The organism is Streptomyces clavifer (genome assembly GCF_036345975.1).
Classification (GTDB): domain Bacteria; phylum Actinomycetota; class Actinomycetes; order Streptomycetales; family Streptomycetaceae; genus Streptomyces; species Streptomyces clavifer.
Genome location: NZ_CP107793.1, coordinates 1,292,336 through 1,311,860, shown reverse-complemented (window position 1 = coordinate 1,311,860; position 19,525 = coordinate 1,292,336). Strand labels below are relative to the sequence as shown.

At 71.3% G+C, this 19,525-nt stretch carries 22 protein-coding genes and 6 tRNA genes; 19 read left to right on the top strand and 9 right to left on the bottom strand.

Features of this window, described 5'->3' with window-relative positions:
• Positions 1-100 precede the first annotated feature (100 nt).
• Positions 101-925 carry a TrmH family RNA methyltransferase gene (locus OG927_RS05390; RefSeq protein WP_056786816.1) on the top strand — a complete coding sequence of 275 codons (825 nt, stop codon included), beginning with the start codon at positions 101-103 and terminating at the stop codon, positions 923-925.
• A gap of 3 nt (positions 926-928) precedes the next feature.
• Here the strand turns inward: OG927_RS05390 and OG927_RS05385 are convergent, their stop codons facing one another.
• Positions 929-2,242, bottom strand: coding sequence for a serine/threonine-protein kinase (locus OG927_RS05385; protein ID WP_209470876.1), 1,314 nt, complete (start codon positions 2,240-2,242; stop codon positions 929-931).
• Between the two features lie 206 nt (positions 2,243-2,448).
• Here OG927_RS05385 and OG927_RS05380 point away from each other — a divergent pair, with 206 nt between their 5' ends.
• From OG927_RS05380 to OG927_RS36185, 6 genes are all read left to right on the top strand, one after another.
• Complete coding sequence (locus OG927_RS05380; protein WP_056786822.1) at positions 2,449-2,706, top strand: hypothetical protein; 258 nt, start codon at positions 2,449-2,451, stop codon at positions 2,704-2,706.
• A 403-nt stretch (positions 2,707-3,109) separates the two neighbouring features.
• Entirely contained in the window at positions 3,110-3,313 is a 204-nt protein-coding gene (locus tag OG927_RS05375; protein ID WP_056786825.1) for a hypothetical protein, read from the top strand.
• 389 nt (positions 3,314-3,702) lie between these two features.
• Entirely contained in the window at positions 3,703-4,716 is a 1,014-nt protein-coding gene (locus OG927_RS05370) for a phosphotransferase family protein (RefSeq protein WP_056786828.1), read from the top strand.
• 64 nt (positions 4,717-4,780) lie between these two features.
• Positions 4,781-5,089, top strand: coding sequence for a TFIIB-type zinc ribbon-containing protein (locus OG927_RS05365; protein WP_056786830.1), 309 nt, complete (start codon positions 4,781-4,783; stop codon positions 5,087-5,089).
• A gap of 109 nt (positions 5,090-5,198) precedes the next feature.
• Positions 5,199-6,548 carry an L-lactate MFS transporter gene (locus tag OG927_RS05360; protein WP_056786832.1) on the top strand — a complete coding sequence of 450 codons (1,350 nt, stop codon included), beginning with the start codon at positions 5,199-5,201 and terminating at the stop codon, positions 6,546-6,548.
• A gap of 7 nt (positions 6,549-6,555) precedes the next feature.
• Positions 6,556-6,645 carry an MFS transporter small subunit gene (locus OG927_RS36185; protein WP_415925071.1) on the top strand — a complete coding sequence of 30 codons (90 nt, stop codon included), beginning with the start codon at positions 6,556-6,558 and terminating at the stop codon, positions 6,643-6,645.
• A gap of 58 nt (positions 6,646-6,703) precedes the next feature.
• Here the strand turns inward: OG927_RS36185 and OG927_RS05355 are convergent.
• The 5 genes from OG927_RS05355 to OG927_RS05335 form a co-directional block, all read right to left on the bottom strand.
• A tRNA-Val gene (locus OG927_RS05355) sits at positions 6,704-6,778 on the bottom strand.
• Between the two features lie 22 nt (positions 6,779-6,800).
• Positions 6,801-6,872, bottom strand: a tRNA-Val gene (locus OG927_RS05350).
• 19 nt (positions 6,873-6,891) lie between these two features.
• Positions 6,892-6,963, bottom strand: a tRNA-Val gene (locus tag OG927_RS05345).
• Between the two features lies 1 nt (position 6,964).
• Positions 6,965-7,038: transfer RNA gene (locus tag OG927_RS05340), tRNA-Cys, on the bottom strand.
• A gap of 37 nt (positions 7,039-7,075) precedes the next feature.
• Positions 7,076-7,148 (bottom strand) — tRNA-Gly (locus tag OG927_RS05335).
• A gap of 163 nt (positions 7,149-7,311) precedes the next feature.
• On the opposite strand from OG927_RS05335, the gene OG927_RS05330 reads away from it, so the two are divergent.
• From OG927_RS05330 to OG927_RS05320, 3 genes are all read left to right on the top strand, one after another.
• Complete coding sequence (locus tag OG927_RS05330) at positions 7,312-8,358, top strand: chorismate-binding protein (protein ID WP_330321298.1); 1,047 nt, start codon at positions 7,312-7,314, stop codon at positions 8,356-8,358.
• Positions 8,355-9,176 carry an aminotransferase class IV gene (locus OG927_RS05325; RefSeq protein ID WP_330319783.1) on the top strand — a complete coding sequence of 274 codons (822 nt, stop codon included), beginning with the start codon at positions 8,355-8,357 and terminating at the stop codon, positions 9,174-9,176. The genes OG927_RS05330 and OG927_RS05325 overlap by 4 nt, the downstream gene beginning before the upstream one ends.
• 68 nt (positions 9,177-9,244) lie before the next feature.
• Positions 9,245-10,081, top strand: coding sequence for a GNAT family N-acetyltransferase (locus OG927_RS05320; RefSeq protein WP_330319782.1), 837 nt, complete (start codon positions 9,245-9,247; stop codon positions 10,079-10,081).
• A gap of 99 nt (positions 10,082-10,180) precedes the next feature.
• Here the strand turns inward: OG927_RS05320 and OG927_RS05315 are convergent, their stop codons facing one another.
• On the bottom strand, positions 10,181-10,696 hold the full coding sequence (locus OG927_RS05315; protein WP_056786841.1) for a DsbA family protein: 516 nt from the start codon (positions 10,694-10,696) through the stop codon (positions 10,181-10,183).
• A gap of 153 nt (positions 10,697-10,849) precedes the next feature.
• On the opposite strand from OG927_RS05315, the gene OG927_RS05310 reads away from it, so the two are divergent.
• From OG927_RS05310 to OG927_RS05300, 3 genes are all read left to right on the top strand, one after another.
• The gene (locus OG927_RS05310; protein ID WP_209470879.1) at positions 10,850-11,308 is read left to right on the top strand and encodes a hypothetical protein; all 459 of its coding nucleotides are present in this window, start codon (positions 10,850-10,852) and stop codon (positions 11,306-11,308) included.
• Positions 11,309-11,641: 333 nt separating this feature from the next.
• Positions 11,642-12,661, top strand: a complete 1,020-nt coding sequence (locus OG927_RS05305; protein WP_056786844.1) for a LacI family DNA-binding transcriptional regulator — start codon at positions 11,642-11,644, stop codon at positions 12,659-12,661.
• A gap of 159 nt (positions 12,662-12,820) precedes the next feature.
• On the top strand, positions 12,821-12,976 hold the full coding sequence (locus OG927_RS05300) for a hypothetical protein (RefSeq protein ID WP_164494215.1): 156 nt from the start codon (positions 12,821-12,823) through the stop codon (positions 12,974-12,976).
• A gap of 183 nt (positions 12,977-13,159) precedes the next feature.
• Here OG927_RS05300 and OG927_RS05295 read toward each other — a convergent pair whose 3' ends face one another.
• Both OG927_RS05295 and OG927_RS05290 read right to left on the bottom strand, forming a co-directional pair.
• Positions 13,160-13,717 carry a CGNR zinc finger domain-containing protein gene (locus OG927_RS05295; protein WP_056786848.1) on the bottom strand — a complete coding sequence of 186 codons (558 nt, stop codon included), beginning with the start codon at positions 13,715-13,717 and terminating at the stop codon, positions 13,160-13,162.
• Between the two features lie 635 nt (positions 13,718-14,352).
• Entirely contained in the window at positions 14,353-14,766 is a 414-nt protein-coding gene (locus tag OG927_RS05290; protein ID WP_030589699.1) for an SsgA family sporulation/cell division regulator, read from the bottom strand.
• Between the two features lie 189 nt (positions 14,767-14,955).
• Here OG927_RS05290 and OG927_RS05285 point away from each other — a divergent pair, with 189 nt between their 5' ends.
• From OG927_RS05285 to OG927_RS05260, 6 genes are all read left to right on the top strand, one after another.
• Positions 14,956-15,411: a TIGR02611 family protein gene (locus OG927_RS05285; protein ID WP_056786851.1), complete on the top strand. Its 456-nt coding sequence runs from the start codon at positions 14,956-14,958 to the stop codon at positions 15,409-15,411.
• A 65-nt stretch (positions 15,412-15,476) separates the two neighbouring features.
• Positions 15,477-15,548 (top strand) — tRNA-Val (locus OG927_RS05280).
• A 210-nt stretch (positions 15,549-15,758) separates the two neighbouring features.
• The gene (locus OG927_RS05275) at positions 15,759-17,045 is read left to right on the top strand and encodes an ABC transporter substrate-binding protein (protein WP_056786854.1); all 1,287 of its coding nucleotides are present in this window, start codon (positions 15,759-15,761) and stop codon (positions 17,043-17,045) included.
• A gap of 10 nt (positions 17,046-17,055) precedes the next feature.
• Positions 17,056-18,048, top strand: coding sequence for a carbohydrate ABC transporter permease (locus OG927_RS05270; RefSeq protein ID WP_330319781.1), 993 nt, complete (start codon positions 17,056-17,058; stop codon positions 18,046-18,048).
• Positions 18,045-18,905, top strand: coding sequence for a carbohydrate ABC transporter permease (locus OG927_RS05265; RefSeq protein ID WP_056786862.1), 861 nt, complete (start codon positions 18,045-18,047; stop codon positions 18,903-18,905). Before OG927_RS05270 ends, OG927_RS05265 begins: the two co-directional genes overlap by 4 nt.
• A gap of 50 nt (positions 18,906-18,955) precedes the next feature.
• The gene (locus tag OG927_RS05260) at positions 18,956-19,504 is read left to right on the top strand and encodes a hypothetical protein (protein WP_056787535.1); all 549 of its coding nucleotides are present in this window, start codon (positions 18,956-18,958) and stop codon (positions 19,502-19,504) included.
• The last annotated feature ends 21 nt before the right edge of the window (positions 19,505-19,525 follow it).

The window sequence follows — 19,525 nt, the reverse complement described above, 5'->3', positions numbered from 1 at the left end:
ACCGCAGAGCAGACGGCCGGTACACCGCGCACCGGCATCCCGCACACGGGGAGGCCGGCACACCGCCGGCATCCCGCACACCGGACAAGGCAGCATTCCCGTGGCTGAACTCATCACCGTCGACGACCCCGACGACCCGCGCCTGGGCGACTACACCGGCCTCACGGACGTCGCGCTCCGGCGCAGGCGGGAACCCGCCGAGGGCCTCTTCATCGCCGAGGGCGAGAAGGTGATCAGGCGCGCCGCGGCCGCCGGGTACGCGATGCGCTCCATGCTGCTCTCCGCCAAGTGGACCGATGTGATGCGCGACGTGATCGACGAGGCCACGGCCCCGGTGTATCTGGTCGCACCCGAGCTCGCCGAGCGCGTCACCGGATACCACGTGCACCGCGGCGCCCTCGCGTCCATGCAGCGCGAGCCGCTGCCGGACGTCCGTACGCTGCTGGCCCCGGCGTCCGGGGACGTCCGCAGGGTCGCCGTGTTCGAGGACATCGTCGACCACGCCAACCTCGGCGCGGCCTTCCGCAACGCGGCCGCACTCGGTGTCGACGCCGTCCTGCTCACGCCCCGCTGTGCCGACCCGCTGTACCGGCGTGCCGTGAAGGTCTCGATGGGGTCCGTCTTCCACGTCCCGTGGACCCGCTTCGGGTCCTGGCCCGATGACGCCGGACTGCTCGGCGCGGCCGGCTTCACCACCGCGGCGCTCTGCCTCAGCGACCGGTCGATCACCCTGGACGAACTCGTCGGGCGGCGTTACGAGAAGCTGGCGCTCGTCTTCGGTACGGAGGGGGACGGGCTCACCCCCGAGGCACTCGTCGCGGCCGACGAACACGTCCGGATCCCGATGGACGCCGGAGTCGACTCGCTCAACGTCGCCGCCGCCTCCGCCGTCGCCTTCTACGCGACGCGCCTCACGTCCGGCTGACGCCTACCGCCCCTGCCCGTGCGGGTGCTGCGCGGCCCGGTCGTGCGTCCCTGCGGGACTGTCGCCCAGCCCCTGGGCCGGGCCCTGGCAGCCCTGGGCGGCGGCGATACCCAGCGCCACCAGCAGCGTCACCACGACGAAGACCACGAGCCGCTGCCGGAGCAGCCGCGGATTCGCCGGGCGGCGCTTCCCGTTCCTCCCCGCCGACGTCGTCCGTACCCCGGGACGGGTCCCCGGACGGCCGTTCGTGGCGTTCGCGCCGTTCGTCCCGTGCGGGCGCGCCCCGGGCCGAGCGGCCTGGGGGCGGGAACCGCCGGTGCGGGGCGCGCCCGAGCGCGACGGAGACGGGCGCCGGGCCGCGGGACGGGGTGCGGGGGTGGGACCACCGGCCCGCCGGGTGTGCTGCTCGGTGTGGGGCGGGCCGTCCAGCCGGCCGGTCGGCCGGTCCAGCTCCTGTTCGGTCCGCTGCGCGGGAGGCCGGCGCTCCTGCAGTCCCTGCGCCTCGCGCGCCGCGATCTCCTTGAGCCGCATGGACAGCTGAAGGGTGCTCGGCCGGTCCTCGGGGTCCTTCGCCAGACAGGCCCGGACCAGCGGAGCGAGCGCATCGTGCACGTCGAACAGATGCGGCTCCTCGTGCACCACCCGGTAGAGCATCACCTCGGAACTGCCGTGGCCGAAAGGCGAATCGGCCATCGCCGCGTACGCCAGTGTGGCGCCCAGCGAGAACACGTCCGTGGCCGGCGTCACGGCCGCACCGCGCACCTGCTCCGGCGCCAGGAAGCCGGGCGACCCGACCGCCGTGCCGACGTGGGTGAGCGTGCTGGCGCCGGTGGCCCAGGCGATGCCGAAGTCGATGATCCGGGGGCCCTTGGGCGAAAGGAGGATGTTCGACGGCTTCAGGTCTCGGTGGACGACCCCTGCCTCGTGCACCGCCACCAGTCCTTCGGAGAGCGCCGCACCGATCGAGGCCACCTCGGCCGCCGACAGCGGACCCTCCTCGACGACCTTGTCGTGCAGTGAGGGACCGGGTACGTACTGCGTCGCGAACCACGGGCGCTCCGCCTCCAGATCGGCGGCGACCAGGCGTGCCGTACAGCCGCCGCGGATGCGCCGGGCGGCGGACACCTCGCGCGCGAAACGCGAACGGAACTCCTGGTCCTCCGCGAGATCAGGCCGGATCACCTTGAGCGCGACCCGCTGGCCACGGCGGTCGGAGCCCAGATAGACGACACCCATGCCGCCCGCGCCGAGCCGGCGGTGCAGCCGGAACGAGCCGACGACACGCGGGTCCTCGCGCCGGAGCCGCATCATCGCCATCGTCTGCCCATCCCCGCTGCCTGGTCCGCCTGACGAGGCACAGCTTACGTACCCGTGGCGCGGCGCGCTCTCAGGCCGCGCCCTCGCCGACCCATCGATTGTCAGTGCCCGGTGGGAGAATTGAGGAGTGGTCAGAGAGCCGGGGATCCAGGCTCTGTGGCCCGTGCGAGATCTCAAAGGACCGTCGCAGAAGGGGGATTGGATCAGTGAAGGGCGATCGCGTGGAGATAGTGGTGGACGCGGGAGACACGACGCGGACGTACGAGGTGGTGGCCTCCAGGGCAGGCCGCCGGGTGGAGACAGCGGTCCGTCGGGGGGTGGTGGAAGTGAGTGAAGTCACCCGAAGTGGATCAGTTGTCCGCACTGCCCGCTTCATGGCGACCAGGGTGCTCGCCCTGGTCGAACAGCCGGTCCCCAGGGAGGACGCCTCCGAGCACCCCCTACGGGACGACCCCGAGTCCTAGACCGGGCCGGCGGAGTCCCGCAGGCCCACGGGCGGCGGGCCGGCCGACCCGGCTCCTCCCCGGGCGCCGCTCCCCGTCGGAGCAGGGGAGACCCGGCTTTCACCGCGCTGCCGCACCTGCCGCGTCCGTCCGTCAGGGGACGGACGCCGCGCCTCCCGGCCGCGCGTGCGGGGCGTCGCTCCCTGACCGGACCGGGCCCTCCGGTGTCCTTCCCGCACCACGTCTCCACCCAGGGGAGTACACCGGAGGCGGCGAGCTCATCCTCCGGGAGGCCCGGTAATCGGTACGCGGGCATGACGCCGGACGCCTCCCGCCTCCCTAATGTTGAAGTCAAGCGGCGGGTGCGGAACTCGTCCCCCGAGGCCAGACGCCCGCCGCTCCGGAACAGGTCAGGAGAGGAACCATGGCGGACACCGCTGCGCGGACCATGATCCGTACGCGGGGAAGCAGGGCGTACGCCTCGTTCGGTACCCGCCCGTCGCGTCGTCACCCCTTGGTGGCGACAGCCATGGTCCTTCCTCTGGCGGCCCTGCTCGTAGTCGTCTTCGGCGGCTGGGAGGCAGTGGTCACACAGGCGTCGTCCGTGGGCGTGATGCTGGGGCGCTGAGCGGCGCCCCGGGTCCGGAAGAGCGGTTCGGACCGGGACATCCGGCCAACAGCCCCGTGGGGACGGGGGTGCGGCGGACGGCAGCGTTTGTCCGGCCAGCTGGGGAGCTGGCCGGACATCGCGCTGTCCGGGCCCTTCCGGCGGGCGAGGCCGTCCCGGCTGTTCCCGAGGGTGGGGAAGGCGGGCCGGGTGCGGACACCGGGGCAGAGCCGGGTGCTTCCCGCACCCGCCGGGCCATGAGCACCGGAGCCCGTACGCCGGACAGGTGCGTCACCCCGGGCCCCGTCGCCGCGCGGCCCCCTTCCCGACCACGGCGCCGCCCACAGCCGTACGCTCGTCGCCGGGACCGGCCGTGGAGCCGGCCGATCACCGCCGGGGGAGCCGAGCCGATGACCACCACCCCTGTCGTACGCGCACTGGGCGAGCTGGCGCACGACCGCGCCCACGCAACGACCGCCCGGTGCGACTGCGACCCGCCCCTGGTCCTCGCGGACCGCCCCGACGGCACCGTGGTCCGCAGCGGCCCGGTGGTGGCCAAGGCCCATGCCCCGGACGCCGATACGGCTGCCCTGGCCTCCCGTCTGGCCCTCGCGGCCTCACCCTGGCTCGCGGGCGTCCTGCTCGCCCCGCTCGGCACCGCCCCGCAGGCCCGCGTCGAGGAGCCCACCGGCATGACCGGCTCCGGGACGAGCGGCGGGTACGCCCCCGGCGCCGGCCACCGCACCGTGAGCCTCTGGCCGTACGGCGAACCCGTCGACCCCGCGGACCCCGATGCCGCCCCCTGGGAAGCCGCTGCCGCGCTCCTGGCCCGGCTCCACCGCACCGTGCCACCCGGGCCGCTCCCACCGATGCGAGGCCCGGCCAAGGCGGCCCGGGCCGTCGCGCGGATGTGCCGGGCCCGGCCGGGGGACCCGGACACCGCTCCCGTGCTCGCCGCGTGGCGCGGTCTGCCCGCCTGGGCCCGTGCCGAGGAGGGAACACCCCCGGACCGGGCCGGCTTCCTCTGCCACGGAGACCTGCACCTCGGCCAACTCGTCCGGCACCCCGCCCCGCACGGCCCCTGGGTACTGATCGACATCGACGACGCGGGCCTCGGAGACCCCGCCTGGGACCTCGCGCGGCCCGCAGCCTGGTACGCGGCCGGACTCCTCGCCCCCGAGACGTGGCAGCGCTTCCTGGACGGTTACCGCGGCGGGGGCGGGCCCGCGCTGCGCGTTCCGGGCGACCCCTGGCCCGACCTGGACGTTCCGGCGCGCGCCCTCACGGTGCAGACCGCCGCGCTGGCCCTCGCCAAGTCCGCGGCGGAGGGCCGTAGTCCGGATGTGGTGGAACAGCTGATGATCGATGCTTGTGTCCGCATTGCCTCCCTCCCGCCCGAGTTGACGTCCGAGCGCGCGTCGTAGGGTGAACCGACCGCCGCCGGGCATGCATTCCGGCGAAGCGAATCGACGGTGAGGAGCCGAACCGATGATCCAGTGCCCCAAGTGTCACGCCCAGATGAACACGTACAACCGCAACGGAGTGCAGATCGAGCAGTGCAGCGGCTGCCGGGGGATATTCCTGGACTACGGCGAGCTCGAGTCGCTGACCCGGCTGGAGTCGCAGTGGGCGCAGCAGGCGCCGCCCGCCCCTCCGGCCCCGCAGCCGTACCCCGGCCAGGTGCCGCAGGCCTACCCCGCAGCCCAGGCCCCGGCCTGGGGTGCGCCGCACCAGGGCGGGCACCACGGGGGTCACCACCGTCAGAAGAGCTTCGGCCGGATGCTCTTCTCCTCCTGAGCGGGGCATGGCCGCCCCCGCGCCCGGGGGCGGCCCGCAGTCCATGCGGATGATCGAATTCCGCCCATGATCTAGTCATGCACATGGCTCGTGTCTAGTGTGCTGAACCATGAACTTCCTCGACAGGTCCCGAACTGTCGCACCCCCGGGCTGGAGCCGCTGGCTCGTACCGCCCGCCGCGCTGGCCGTACACCTCTCCATCGGACAGGCCTACGCCTGGAGCGTGTTCAAGCCCCCACTCGAATCCGCCCTCGGACTCTCGGGTACCGCAAGCGCTCTCCCGTTCCAGCTGGGCATCGTCATGCTGGGCCTCTCCGCGGCCTTCGGCGGCACCCTCGTCGAACGCAACGGCCCGCGCTGGGCGATGTTCGTGTCCCTCATCTGCTTCTCCTCCGGCTTCCTCGTCGCCGCGCTCGGCGCGGCCGCCGGTCAGTACTGGCTCGTCGTTCTCGGCTACGGCTTCATCGGCGGGATCGGGCTGGGCATCGGCTACATCTCGCCGGTGTCCACCCTCATCAAGTGGTTCCCCGACCGCCCCGGCATGGCGACGGGCATCGCGATCATGGGCTTCGGCGGCGGCGCCCTCATCGCCTCGCCCTGGTCCACGGGCATGCTCGACAGCTTCGGCGCCGACCGCTCGGGCATCGCCTCCGCCTTCCTCGTCCACGGTGTCGTCTACGCCGCGTTCATGGCCCTCGGCGTCCTCCTCGTGCGCGTCCCGCCGGACGGCTGGCTCCCGGAGGGCTGGGAGCCGAAGCAGGAGACCCGTACGCTCGTCACCACCGCCCAGGTCTCCGCGCGCAACGCCCTGCGCACCCCGCAGTTCTGGTGCCTGTGGGTGGTCCTGTGCATGAACGTCACGGCGGGCATCGGCATCCTGGAGAAGGCCGTGCCCATGATCCAGGACTTCTTCGCGGACACCTCCGCCCCGGTCTCGGTCTCCGCGGCGGCGGGCTTCGTCGCCCTGCTCTCGCTGGCCAACATGGGCGGCCGGCTCCTGTGGTCCTCCACCTCGGACCTGATCGGCCGCAAGAACATGTACCGCGTCTACCTCGGCGTCGGCGCCCTCATGTACGTCGTGATCGCCCAGCTCGGCAACGACTCCAAGCCGCTCTTCATCTGCTGCGCGCTGGTGATCCTGTCCTTCTACGGCGGCGGATTCGCGACCGCCCCCGCCTACCTGCGGGACCTCTTCGGCACCTACCAGGTGGGGGCCATCCACGGCCGCCTGCTGACCGCCTGGTCCACGGCCGGCGTGCTCGGTCCGCTGATCGTCAACCGCGTCGCGGACGCGGGGGAGCGCGCCGGACACAGCGGTCCCAGCCTCTACACGACCTCCCTGACCATCATGATCGGGCTGCTCGTCGTCGGCTTCGTCGCCAACGAATGCATCCGTCCGGTCCACGCACGCTTCCACGAGGCACCGGAAGGGAGCCCCCGTGTCCACCAGCAGTCGTAAGCCGCTCATGGTGTTCGTCTGGCTCTGGGTCGCCGTACCGTTCGGCTACGGGCTGTACGAGCTCGCACGCAAGGCCACCCAGCTCTTCACCGGCTGATCCGGCCCGCACGCCCACGACAAAACCCCCGGTCGTCGAGACGACCGGGGGTTTCGGCTGGTGCGCGATACTGGGATTGAACCAGTGACCTCTTCCGTGTCAGGGAAGCGCTCTCCCGCTGAGCTAATCGCGCAGGGTGACCTGCGTGTTCTGCGTGCGCGATACTGGGATTGAACCAGTGACCCCTTCCGTGTCAGGGAAGTGCTCTCCCGCTGAGCTAATCGCGCGGGTGTCCTTGCGGACAAGTGGACGATACTGGGATTGAACCAGTGACCCCTTCCGTGTCAGGGAAGTGCTCTCCCGCTGAGCTAATCGTCCTTGGAGGTGGAGACGGGATTTGAACCCGTGTAGACGGCTTTGCAGGCCGTTGCCTCGCCTCTCGGCCACTCCACCAGGGATGGGGGTTCGGGAAGATCCCCCACCTTCTGCGAGCGGACGACCAGGTTCGAACTGGCGACCTCAACCTTGGCAAGGTTGCGCTCTACCAACTGAGCTACGTCCGCTTGTCATTCCCGGGGCGCTTGCGCGTCCCGGCGACGTGATGAACTCTAGCGGATTCCCGGGCCAGCACAAAAACGCGTTTGCGCAGCGTGCTGCGTCACCACCGGTCCGCCGCAGGTCACCGCGTCCCGTCCTAGACTCATCCACGTGCACGACCTCGCCCCCATGGCCCGCTTCGGCGGCCTCGTCGCCTTCGGTCTGCAGGATGTGACCAGCGATCCTGCGGCGCTTGAATCATCCGGTTTCTGGGCGGTATCTGCTGATTTCGAGGGCCGTCTCGTCTGCGCCCGCTTCGCCACCGTGCGGACCGAGCCCGTTCCCTTCCCCGTACCCGGGGCCTGGCAGGGCCCGACGGCGGAGGACTGGACGTCGTCACTCGACGAGAGCGCCTACCTGGCCGGCGTGCGGCGGATCCGTGAACACATCGCGGCGGGCGAGGTCTACCAGGCCAACCTCTGCCGGGTGCTGTCCGCGCCCCTGCCCGACCACGACGCCGACGTGGACGCCCTCACCGCGCTGCTCGCCCGCGGCAACCCCGCCCCGTACGCGGGAACGATCCGGCTGCCCTCGCACGGGGTGGAGATCGCGACGGCTTCCCCCGAGCTCTTCCTGGCGCGCGGGGGCCGGACCGTCGAGTCCGGGCCGATCAAGGGCACCGGACGCACCGAGGCCGACCTGCTGGAGAAGGACCACGCGGAGAACGTGATGATCGTGGACCTGGTCCGCAACGACCTGGGCCGTGTCTGCGAGGCCGGGAGCGTGAGCGTCCCCGACCTCTGCGTGGTGGAGAAGCACCCCGGGCTCGTCCACCTCGTCTCCACCGTGCGCGGCCGGCTCGCCGACGGCGCCGGGTGGCCGGAACTGCTCGGCGCGGCGTTCCCGCCCGGGTCCGTCACCGGCGCGCCCAAGTCCAGCGCGCTGCGGATCATCGAGGCCCTCGAGACATCGGCGCGCGGACCGTACTGCGGAGGGATCGGATGGGTCGACGCCGACCGGGCCACCGCAGGACTGGCCGTCGGCATACGGACGTTCTGGATCGACCGCACCGGCCCCGCGCCCCTGCTCCGCTTCGGGACCGGAGCCGGAATCACCTGGGGCTCCGACCCGGAGCGCGAGTGGGCGGAGACCGAGCTGAAGGCGTCCCGGCTGCTCGCGGTAGCGTCGGGTACCTACGAGGATGCCCACGGGGTGACAGGAAGGACCACGCCATGAGGATTTGGGTCAACGGCCGACTGCGGGAAGCCGATGACGCCCGGGTGTCCGTGCTCGATCACGGACTGACCGTGGGGGACGGCGTCTTCGAGACGGTCAAGGTGTCCGGAGGCCGCCCCTTCGCCCTCACCAGGCATCTCGACCGGCTGACCCGCTCGGCCCGGGGCCTGGGGCTGCCCGACCCCGACCTCGACGAGGTGCGCCGGGCGTCGGCCGCCGTCATCGAGGCCAACCCCATGCCCCTCGGACGCCTGCGGATGACGTACACCGGCGGCCTCTCCCCGCTCGGCTCCGACCGCGGCGACGCCGGGCCCAGCCTGGTCGTCGCCCAGAGCGCGGCCGAACGCCGCCCGGACAGCACCGCGGTGATCACCGTGCCCTGGACGCGCAACGAACGCAGCGCCCTGGCCGGTCTCAAGACCACCTCGTACGCGGAGAACGTCGTCGCCCTCGCACGCGCCCACGAGCACGGTGCGTCCGAGGCGCTGTTCCCCAACACGGTCGGGCAGCTCTGCGAGGGCACCGGCTCCAACGTCTTCGTCGTGCTGGACGGCCGGATCCACACCCCGCCCGTCACCTCCGGCTGCCTGGCCGGGATCACCCGCGCCCTGGCCGTGGAGTGGACCGGGGCACAGGAGACGGACCTTCCCCTGGACGTCCTGGACCGGGCCGAGGAGATCTTCCTGACCTCCACGCTCCGCGACGTCCAGGCCGTGCACCGGGTCGACGGACGGAACCTGCCGGGCGCGCCCGGGCCGGTGACGGCCAAGGCCGTGCGCGTCTTCGACGAGCGCGCCGGTGACGACGTCGATCCGTGAGCCGGCTCCGGGCACCCGATGCGTAAAAGCGGGTGACGGACCGCCGTCCAGTGGATAGAACACCGGTGATGACCACGACCCTCCGGCCGACCGGGCCGATCCAGCAAGGCGCCGACGGCGCGCGGGCACGCACGTACGACGTGTGCGACAACGGGCGTCCCGTCGGCGCCGTCGGCATCCACACCGACCCGCTGTTCGGCCCGTCCGCGGGCGTCCTCCACTCGCTGCGGATCGAGGAGCCGGACCGGCGCCGGGGCCGCGGGACGATCGCCGCCCTCGCCGCGGAGGAGGTCCTGCGCGGCTGGGGCTGCACCCAGGTCCGCCTGGTGGCGCCCGCGGGCAACGAGGCCGCCCGACGCCTCGCGGGCGTGCTCGGCTACACCGAGCGCAGCCGGAACATGGCCAAGCCCCTCGGCGGGGCCGCCCCCGCGCTGCCCGACGGGTCCACCGGACGCCCGATGACCGGGCAGGAGTTCGCCGCGTGGGCGGCCACCTGCGTCGAGGCGTACGCACAGGACTGGATCGAGCAGGGTGTCCCCGAGGGCCAGGCCCGGCGCAAGTCCGAGACGGACCACGCCACGGCGCTCCCGGACGGCATGGCCACCGAGGGGATGCGCTTCCACGTGCTCGTCCACGGCGACGCCGTCGTCGGCCACGTCTGGGTCGCCCGGCACGGGACCCCGGAGGGGGAGCCGACCGGTTACGTCTTCGACGTGGAGGTGCGCGAGGAGTACCGGGGCCGCGGTCACGGACGCGCGCTGATGCACCATGCGGAGAACCTCACGCTCGACGCGGGCCTCGACGTGCTCGGCCTCCACGTCTTCGCGTCCAACACGCCGGCGCTCCGGCTGTACGAGTCGCTCGGCTACGGGACGACCCAGTACAACCTGGCGAAGGCCCTTTAGCGCTTCGGATCGGGGCACGCGAGCCCCGCGCGGTCCGAACGGGGGCCCGTGCCCCCGCCCCCGCCCCCGCCCGCGTACCGCACCGGCCGCCTCCGGAGGTCAGTCCCGGCCGGCGAGCAGCCGGTCGGCGATCTCCTCGATCCGCTCGCGCAGCCCTTCCTGGCTCTTCCCGCCGTCCAGCCGTTCGTCACCGATCACGTACGTCGGAGTGCCGGTGACGCCGATCGCCTTGCCCTCGGCCTGGTCCGCGTCGACGATCAGCAGGTGCCGGCCGTCGATCAGTGCCGTGTCGAACTCCTCTGCGTCCAGGCCCAGTTCGCGTGCAACATCGAGCAGGAGGGGCTCGCCGGTGCGGGCGAGCTCGGCGGTGCGGGCCAGTACGGCCTCGATGTACGGCCACCCCTTGCCCTGCTCCACGGCCTCCTCGGCGGCCTGCGCCGCGGCGTACGCGTGCTTGTGCTTCTCCAGCGGGAAGTGGCGCAACCGGACCTCCAGCCGGTCGCCGTAGCGGGCGCGCAGGGCATGGACGTCGGAGAGGGCCTGATGGCAGTCGGGGCATTCGAGCTCGCACCAGATGTCGAGGACGACCGGTGCTGCGGAGGTGGATTCGCTCATGGAATCAGTCTTTCAGGCCGGAACGGCGCGTCCCAATCGGCACCTGGGGAGGAGCGCGGCCCTGAAATGTCCCTGATGCGGCCCCGGACCGTGGCCTCCGCGGCGGTGGTCGGTGCAGGATGGAGGGGACAGTCCCGACCGCAGGAGGCCCCGATGCTCGCCGAGACCATCTGTTCCGCGGTGTCGGCCGCCGGCTTGGGTATCGCGGCGATCACCGCGTACCGCAGGCGTTTCCTGGCGGCCACCCGGATCGCCGCCTACTCGCTCGTGCCGGTCGGACTCGTGATGACCGGTGTCGTCGACTGGCTGTCCGGCATCGTGTTCGAGCCGAGCGTCTGGATCGGGTTCGCCCTGCTCGCGTCGGCCTGGCTGCTCTTCATGACCACGCGGGCGGTGGAGCGCCGCGGTGGCGGGACCCGCAAGGAACGGCGGGCCGCGCGGGCCGCGTCGCGGGATGCCGCGGTCGCCCCCGCCGCATCGGCGCCCCCGGCGGTGTCCGGTGCCGCCGGATCGTCTCCGCAGACGCGGGGCGGGTCCGAGAAGAAGCGGCAGCCGGCTCCCGGCGACGACTTCAGCGACATCGAGGCCATTCTGAAGAAGCACGGCATCTGATTCCTCCCGTGTCCGTGGCGAGGAGTGGTGACGGCCTCATGAATCGATTCATGCCGCTCCGGGGCCTGCCCCGCACACCCGCGCTCCGCGCCTCGGCGTCCCGCGTCGGTATATTCGGGGTGCATCCCCTCGATCTTGACGGTGTCCCGGGGATGCGGTTAGCGTCCCGGACGGATTGAAACAATTCAATCCCAGGGCGTGGAGCCTGGAAGACGGCACGCGACGGACCCTCGCCGGACGTCCGTACGGCTCCGTTCTGCACGACTCCGTCCGTACGACAGGGACACGCCGTGCCGACGCGCGGCGGCCGAGTGCATCAGTGGGGCAGGGCAAGTGGCGCGTGTGGCAGGGATCAAGGACGTGGCCCGGCAGGCCGGAGTCTCGGTGGGCACGGTCTCCAACGTGATCAACCGCCCCGAGGCGGTGCTTCCGGACACCCGTGCCCGGGTGCTGGCCGCGATCGAGGAGCTCGGCTACGTACGGAGCGAGTCGGCCAGGCAGCTCAGGGCGGGCCGCAGCCGGATCATGGCGCTGCTCGTCCTCGACATGGGCAACCCCTTCTTCGTCGACATCGCCCGCGGTGCCGAGCGCGCGGCCCGGGAGGCCGGACTCGGCGTCATGGTCTGCAACAGCGGCCAGAGCCAGGAGGAGGAGGCCGAGTACCTCGGGCTCTTCGCCGAACAGCGGGTGTGCGGCGTGCTGGTCACCCCCGCCGATGCCACGGGGGGCAACCTCGAGGCCTTCGCCCGCCACCGCATCCCCTACGTGCTGGTGGACCGGGTCGCGTCGGGCACCGATACCTGCGCCGTCTCCGTGGACGACGTGCGCGGCGGGATGCTCGCGGTCGGACACCTCGTCTCGGCGGGCCACCGCTCGGTCGCCTACGTGAGCGGCCCCGGTGACCTGCACCAGATCAGGGACCGCAGGCAGGGGGCGCTCGCAGCACTCGCCGAGGCCGGGCTCGGCCCCGAGAGCCTCGTCGAGATCCCCTCCGACCGCCTGGACGTGGCCGCGGGACGGGACGCGGGCGCCCGCCTGCTCGGCCTCGTGCCGCGGCCGACCGCCGTCTTCTGCGCGAACGACCTGCTGGCGCTCGGTGTCCTGCAGTCGCTGTACGCGGCAGGGGTGCGGGTGCCGCAGGACGTCGCGATCGTCGGCTACGACGACATCGAGTTCGCCGCCGCCGCGGCCGTGCCGCTCACCTCCGTGCGGCAGCCCGCCGTGGTGATGGGAAAGATGGCGGCGGAACTCCTCCTGGAGGAGGCGGACGACGAGGGCGGCAGCCACCGGCACCGCAGCGTGGTGCTCCAGCCGGAGCTCGTCGTGCGCGCGTCCAGCGCCGCCCCTCGCTGACCGGCGGGCCGTGGGGCGGCCGGTGGGGTCCCGAGGCGAATACGTGTGGCAGAACCGGACGCCGGAGCGAATCCGAACAGCCCGCAAGGGGTGAACTCACCAGGTGAAAAGCGCTGTTGATCGCCAACCGGGTTGCCTCTGCGTCATGATCACTACGAGATGGTGGACGTATCCCGGGGCGAAGCCCCCGTATCCCCTGCCGAAGAGCCGCGTGGCTGCCTCTTCGCGCTGTCCCAGCCACCCCTGATGATCTTCCTGACGGTGGTCGGCGGTCTGCTGCTGATGGCCGCGCTGCATGATCTGTTCCTGCTGTGACCGGGCACCGTGTCCGGTGGTCCGGGGCACCGCCCGCGCACCCGGCCCGAGTCGTCCGCGGGCCCGCCGGGCCGTCGGCCGCCGTCCCCGCGGGTACCTGTACCGATCCCCGCCGGACCCTCGTCGATCCGTGCGGGTGCAAGGCAGGCCGGCGGCTTCCCGCGTACCCGTGCGCGCGGACCGTCAGCCGGCCGCCTCCTTGCGCCGGGCCCGGTACGCGGCGACGTGCAGCCGGTTCCCGCAGGTGCGGCTCGAGCAGTAGCGGCGGGAGCGGTTGCGCGACAGGTCCACGAAGGCGCGCCGGCAGTCCGGCGCCTCGCACCGCCGCAGCCGTTCCTGCTCGCCGGCCACGACGATGAAGGCCAGGGCCATGCCGCAGTCGGCCGCGAGGTGGTCCGCGATCGAGGCGTCCGGTGCGAAGTAGTGGACGTGCCAGTCGTAGCCGTCATGGTTGGTGAGCTGCGGGGTGGTGCCCGCGGCGGCCACCAGTCCGTTGACGAGGTCGGCGGCGGTGCGGGCGTCGGGCGCCGCGAATATCTCCGCGAACCGGCTCCGTACGTCCTGTACGGCGCGCAGGTCCTTCTCTCCGAGCACACCGACGCCGCTGATGAGGTGGCGTTCCGCGAAGGCGTAGAGCGCCCCTGTGTCGGCGAGCCCGTCACCCGGCTCGCTCTCCGGTGCGGTGTTCACCAGATCGACCACCGTGTCGAGGGCGATCCGGGTGTCGTGTGGGATCAGCACGCTTCGCTCCCTGGCCTCCGGCGGACGGGTGTCCACCGATGCGGGCTGACTCTACTGGCTCGCGAACGCGCTCAGGGCCCGGTGCGGGCTCACGGCGGAGGGGGTGGCACTTCGCCGAGGGGGTCCGCCGGGCGAGCGCGAGGCGGCCGCCTGGTGGCTTCAGCGGCTGCTCCGGCAGCCATACCCGGTGTCCGTGATGCGGATGAGGTGTATGTGACGCATGCATCCGTGTTCCGCCGGTAGCTGCGGCACCCGGCCGCCGCCGGGCACGGCACCTGTCGCCGCCCGCCGGGGCCCGCGGTGCCGAGCCGTTGCCGGCCACCGCCGGGCTCCGCAGCGCGAGGCGGCCGACGCGGGCGCCACGTCGTGGAGGGGCCGTGGCGTCGGCGGTGGGGGAGGCGCCCCACCAGGGCCGCGAGGCCATGGGGCCGGAGCCGCGAGGGTGTCGGCTCGCAGGTCGCAGGTCGCAGGTGGCAGGCGGGCGGGACGCGCGGCCTCGGCCCGCCGCCGGTGCGCGCGCCGACGCCGTCGCCGCGGTGGGTTCCGCGGCGACGGCGCCGGTTCCTGCCGTATGAGGTTGTCCGCGTGACGCCGTCTCCCCGAGTCGGACGGCGTCCCGCAGCTCCGGGCCTGGCTCAGCTCTCGGCCAGGATGTGCGAGAGCTCCGTATCGAGGTCGAAGTGACGGTGCTCGGTGCCGGGCGGGACCGCGGCGTCGGTCCTCTTCAGGAACGACTCCAGGGCCCTGGCCGGGGCTTCCAGCAGGGCTTCGCCCTCCGGGGAGCTCAGTGCGATACAGACGACGCCCTGGCCGTGACTACGGGATGGCCAGACGCGGACGTCTCCGGTGCCGGTGGGCCGGTGCAGCCCCTCGGCAAGGAGGTCACGGGCGAAAACCCACTCGACCGTCTCCTCCGCTCCGGTGTGGAAGGTGGCGTGCACGGCATAGGGATCGGCCGTGGCATACCGCAGGCCCGCGGGTACAGGCAGTGAGGACTCGCTCGACACAACGAGGCGCAGGTGCAGCTCGCAGCTGACCGTGGTGTTCATAAGCGCCAGGGCCTTTCGCTCAGTGTGCGCTCGGGGATTCGCACGTCGGCGAAATCGACATGCCACCTACGGTGGCGTTGTAAACCCCTCTGACCTATTTGTGATGCTTCGGGTCGCCCGTGCGGGGGTGTGTAACTTTGGGTCATGCGTCCATTCCGGTGACGATCGAGGTTCGGGTAGGTTGGCTTCATGAACGCGGAGAGTGACGAGCGGAAAGGGGTCGCCGCGACGGTGGCCCCTGTCTCCGCTGCGGGGGACGGGTCGAAGGCCGAGCGCGAGCTGGGGTCTCGGGCGCCCGGGTTCATCCGGGCGTCCCGGGTTCTCCATCTGAGCTGGCAGGTCGGGATCTTCATCGTTGGCCTCGCCGTGGTCGGGGCGGGCATCGTGATGCTGCCGCTGCCCGGTCCCGGGTGGCTGGTGATCTTCGGCGGCATGGCGATCTGGGCGACGGAGTTCGTCTGGGCGCAGCTCGTCCTGCGCTGGACCAGGCGCAAGGTCACCGAGGCCGCCCAGAGGGCCCTCGATCCCAAGGTCCGGCGACGCAACATCATCCTCACCACGCTGGGGCTCGTGATCATCGCGGTGCTGGTCGGGATCTACGTCTGGAAGTTCGGCATCGCGATGCCCTGGAAGATCGAGCAGTGACCCGGCGCTGACCCGCCAGTGGTCCGGACGCACCGCTGACATGGGGTAATGTTTGCGGTGCGCCGGGGCGATTAGCTCAGTGGGAGAGCGCTTCGTTCACACCGAAGAGGTCACTGGTTCGAACCCAGTATCGCCCACCCCGGACCGATGGCCCGGAAGCTTCTCAGAAGCTTCCGGGCCATCGGCGTTTCCATGTGCGCCCCGAGCCGCTGCCCGCGCCGAGTGTTCGGCCCGTCGTCAGGCCACCGAAATTTCGTCCTAACCGTTGACGCGCCCGGTGCCGCTCCTTACTTTGACCCAGCAAGCGCTTTCTAAAACGATTCAATCGCGAATGGTGGGGGCGAGCTATGTCTCGGAACAACGGCATCGACCGGCGGCAGATGCTGAAGCTGGCAGGCTTCTCGGCGGCCGGTCTCGGGCTGACCGCGGCCGGCTGCGGCTCCGGCGGCAGCGGTTCCGGAGGTCCCGTCACGATCAGGCACTCCTGGTGGGGAGCCGACGACCGGGCGAAGAAGATCCAGCAGTGCGTCACCCTCTTCGAGAAGAAGCACCCGAAGATCAAGGTCAAGACGGACTTCCAGCAGTACCCGGACTTCTGGAAGAAGTTCAACACGCAGGCCGCCGGCGGCAACCCGCCCGACGTCATCCAGAACGCCGTGACGTTCCTGCGCAAGTACGAGGCGAAGAACGTGCTCCTCGACCTCAGCCCCCAGGTGGAGAAGGGCAACCTCAGCCTCGACGGCTTCCGTGCCGGTCTGGAGAAGTTCGCGGACATCGACGGCAAGCTGCTCGGCGTGCCGGTCGGCAGCAACTCGATGGCCCTGGTCATCGACCAGGCGGTCTACGAGAAGGCGGGGATCACCCCGGAGACCGGCTGGACCTGGGACGAGTGGTACGCGGGCATGGAGAAGATCCGGGACGGCCAGAAGGTCGCCGGTGATGTCGGGCCGCACGGTGTGATGTACCTGTACGACCTGATCCTCCGCCAGAACGGCAAGGCCTTCTTCACCGAGGACGGCATGGGCTTCGGCGAGGCCGAGCTGCTGCCGTACTGGACCGAGGCCCTCGCCCGGGTGAAGTCCGGCATCTACGCCGATCCCAAGAAGGTCGAACAGATCAAGCCCGCCTCCGCACTCGCCCGGGGAATGGCCTCCGGGGAGTTCACCTGGGACAACTTCTCCATCCGCTACAGCGCGGAGGGCAAGAGCCGCTACGGGCTCGCCCCCATCCCCAGCACCGACGGAAAGCGCACCGGCCAGTACCTCGGGTCCCTGATGCTCAGCGGCTCCGCCCGCACCAAGCACCCCGCCGAGGTCGCGACCTTCATCGGCTTCATGACGCACGAGCCCGAAGTCGCCCGCATCATGGGCTACGACCGCGGAGTGCCCGCCACCACAGCCCAGTTCGAGGCGTACCGGCCCACCGACGCGCCCAGCAAGGCCATCGAGGCGTACGAGACCGCGATCGCCGAAGCGGGTGTCCTGGAGCCCATCACCCCGCACCCCGCCGGTGCGGACGTGATCGAGGCGGCCTTCCTGCGCATCGCCGGTGACCTGTCCCTGGGCAAGGCCTCGCCGAAGGACTCCGTGAAGCAGTTCTTCTCCGAGGCGAAGACCGCCCTCGGCTCGAACTGAGGGGAACGCGGTGACTCACATCCAGACCTCCCCGGGCGCCCGCGCCTCCGGGAGCGACCGTTCCGCCGGGCGGCGGAACGGTCCCGGAGACGGCGCGTCACCCGTCGGGCCGAAGCGGCCCGGCCGCAGTGACAACCTGGCCGGCTACCTGTTCATGTCGCCCTGGATCGCGGGCTTCCTGTTCCTGATCGCCGGACCCATGGTGTTCTCGCTGTACCTCTCGTTCACCGAGTACAACCTGTTCGACGCGCCCCGCTGGGTCGGCCTGCAGAACTTCACCGACATGTTCGCCGACCCCCGGTGGCGCCAGTCCGTCGAGGTCACCTCCTGGTACGTCCTGATCGGCACCCCGGTCAAACTGGCCGCGGCTCTCGCCGTCGCCATGCTGCTCGCACAGAAGCGGTGGGGCCAGTCCTTCTACCGGGCGGCCTTCTACGCCCCGTCGCTGATCGGCGCGAGCGTCTCCGCCGCCATCGTCTGGCGCGCGCTGTTCTCGGACGACGCGGTCGTCGACCGTACGCAGAAACTGTTCGGCGTCGAGACCGGCGGCTGGATCGGCGACCCCGAGATGATCATCTACGCGCTGGTCGCCCTCACCGTCTGGCAGTTCGGCGCCCCGATGGTCATCTTCCTGGCCGGCCTCAAGCAGGTCCCGAGGGAGCTGTACGAGGCGGCCGAGGTGGACGGAGCCGGCCGCTGGCGCAGGTTCTTCCACATCACCCTTCCGATGATCTCGCCCGTGCTGTTCTTCAACGTCCTGCTGGAGACCATTCACTCCTTCCAGATCTTCGGCTCGGCCTACATCGTCAGCAACGGCTCCTGCGGACCGGCCGACGCGACGCTCGTCTACACCTGTTACCTGTACGACCAGGGCTTCGTGAACAGCCGCATGGGCTTCGCCTCCGCCATGGGATGGCTGCTGCTCGTCGCTGTGGGCCTGGTCACCGCCGTGCTGTTCTGGTCCCAGAAGCGCTGGGTGCACTACGAGGAGGGCGGCCGATGAGTCTCCTGGCAGCTGCTGTACGACGCCGGGGCCCCGGCGCGCTCGCCTGGCACCTCGGAGCCCTGGTGCTCCTAGCCGTGGTCCTCTACCCCGTGGTGTGGACGCTCGGCGCCTCGTTCAAGCCGAGCGCCGACATCATCGGCGCCCTGGACCTGTTCCCGGCCGACCCGGTGACCGACAACTACACCCGCCTCACCGAGGGCATCGCCGACATCCCGATCTCGACCTTCTTCCTGAACTCGACGTACATCGCCGTCGGTTCGGTGATCGGGGTGGTGCTGTCCTGCTCGCTGACGGCCTACGCCTTCGCCAAGGTCCGCTTCGCCGGCCGCAACGCCATGTTCACCATCATGATCGGCACCCTGCTCCTGCCATACCACGTGCTGATCATCCCGCAGTACGTGCTGTTCCAGAAGCTGGAGCTGATCAACACCTTCACCCCGCTGCTGATCGGCAAGTACCTCGCCACGGACGCCTTCTTCGTCTTCCTGATGGTGCAGTTCATGCGCGGCCTGCCCAAGGAGCTCGACGAGGCGGCACGGCTCGACGGCTGCGGGCACCTGAGGATCTACTGGTCGATCGTCATGCCGCTCTGCCGGCCCGCGCTCATCACCAGCGCCATCTTCACCTTCATCAACGCCTGGAACGACTTCATGGGCCCGCTGCTCTACCTGAACGAGCCCGACAAGTACACCGTGTCGATGGGCCTCAAGATGTTCATCGACCAGGACGCCGTCGCCGACTACGGCGGCATGATCGCCATGTCGCTGGTGGCCCTCCTGCCGGTGCTGGCCTTCTTCCTGGCCTTCCAGCGCTACCTGATCGACGGCATGGCCACCTCCGGCCTGAAGGGCTGAGGCGCGCCGTGACGACGAAGACCCGCACCGCGAACCGGCGTTCGCACGTCATGGACCGCTTCGGCCTGTTCTCCGAATGCCTGCTCACCGGCGTGTGGATCGCCGTCGCGGCGCTGCCGCTCCTCACGTTCCCCGCGGCCTTCGCCGCGGGTACCCGGCACCTGCGCCGCCATCTGGCCGGCGAGCGCGGCGGCCTGCGGGAGTTCGCCGCCGACGCCCTCGCCGCGGCCCGCGGCGGCTGGCTCGTCGGCGTCTCCGTAGGGGCCGCCGGAGCCCTGCTGTGGCTGGACCTGGCAGCGGTACGGGCCGGGCTGCCCGGCGGCCCGTTCGTGGGGGCCATCGGCATCCTCGCCCTGATCGGATACCTGGTCGCCGTGGTCCGCGCCGCCGCGTGCTGGGAGCCCGGCGCCGCCTGGCGCCCGCTCCTGGCCGACGCCGGCCGGCACACGGTCCGCGACCCGGCCGGCTCGCTCCTGCTGGTCTGCGGGATGGCCGTCGTCGTGCTCTCCGGGGCCCTGGTGCTGCCCCTGGCCGTACCCGTCGTGGGGGCCGTCGCAGCCGCCGCCACCGCCGTGGAGGCACGGCGGCTCGCCCGCTGACCCCTCGCACCACCTCCTCGA

Bases quoted from the DNA above. Each gene is read 5' to 3' on its own strand.
- OG927_RS05285 (WP_056786851.1), top strand. From the start codon at position 14,956: ATGAACGCGGAGAGTGACGAGCGGAAAGGGGTCGCCGCGACGGTGGCC.
- OG927_RS05325 (WP_330319783.1), top strand. From the start codon at position 8,355: ATGAGGATTTGGGTCAACGGCCGACTGCGGGAAGCCGATGACGCCCGG.
- OG927_RS05265 (WP_056786862.1), top strand. From the start codon at position 18,045: ATGAGTCTCCTGGCAGCTGCTGTACGACGCCGGGGCCCCGGCGCGCTC.
- OG927_RS05375 (WP_056786825.1), top strand. From the start codon at position 3,110: ATGGCGGACACCGCTGCGCGGACCATGATCCGTACGCGGGGAAGCAGG.
- OG927_RS05360 (WP_056786832.1), top strand. From the start codon at position 5,199: ATGAACTTCCTCGACAGGTCCCGAACTGTCGCACCCCCGGGCTGGAGC.
- OG927_RS05310 (WP_209470879.1), top strand. From the start codon at position 10,850: ATGCTCGCCGAGACCATCTGTTCCGCGGTGTCGGCCGCCGGCTTGGGT.
- OG927_RS05385 (WP_209470876.1), bottom strand. From the start codon at position 2,242: ATGGCGATGATGCGGCTCCGGCGCGAGGACCCGCGTGTCGTCGGCTCG.
- OG927_RS05320 (WP_330319782.1), top strand. From the start codon at position 9,245: ATGACCACGACCCTCCGGCCGACCGGGCCGATCCAGCAAGGCGCCGAC.
- OG927_RS05315 (WP_056786841.1), bottom strand. From the start codon at position 10,696: ATGAGCGAATCCACCTCCGCAGCACCGGTCGTCCTCGACATCTGGTGC.
- OG927_RS36185 (WP_415925071.1), top strand. From the start codon at position 6,556: ATGGTGTTCGTCTGGCTCTGGGTCGCCGTACCGTTCGGCTACGGGCTG.
- OG927_RS05330 (WP_330321298.1), top strand. From the start codon at position 7,312: ATGGCCCGCTTCGGCGGCCTCGTCGCCTTCGGTCTGCAGGATGTGACC.
- OG927_RS05275 (WP_056786854.1), top strand. From the start codon at position 15,759: ATGTCTCGGAACAACGGCATCGACCGGCGGCAGATGCTGAAGCTGGCA.
- OG927_RS05365 (WP_056786830.1), top strand. From the start codon at position 4,781: ATGATCCAGTGCCCCAAGTGTCACGCCCAGATGAACACGTACAACCGC.
- OG927_RS05260 (WP_056787535.1), top strand. From the start codon at position 18,956: ATGGACCGCTTCGGCCTGTTCTCCGAATGCCTGCTCACCGGCGTGTGG.
- OG927_RS05290 (WP_030589699.1), bottom strand. From the start codon at position 14,766: ATGAACACCACGGTCAGCTGCGAGCTGCACCTGCGCCTCGTTGTGTCG.
- OG927_RS05370 (WP_056786828.1), top strand. From the start codon at position 3,703: ATGACCACCACCCCTGTCGTACGCGCACTGGGCGAGCTGGCGCACGAC.
- OG927_RS05300 (WP_164494215.1), top strand. From the start codon at position 12,821: ATGGTGGACGTATCCCGGGGCGAAGCCCCCGTATCCCCTGCCGAAGAG.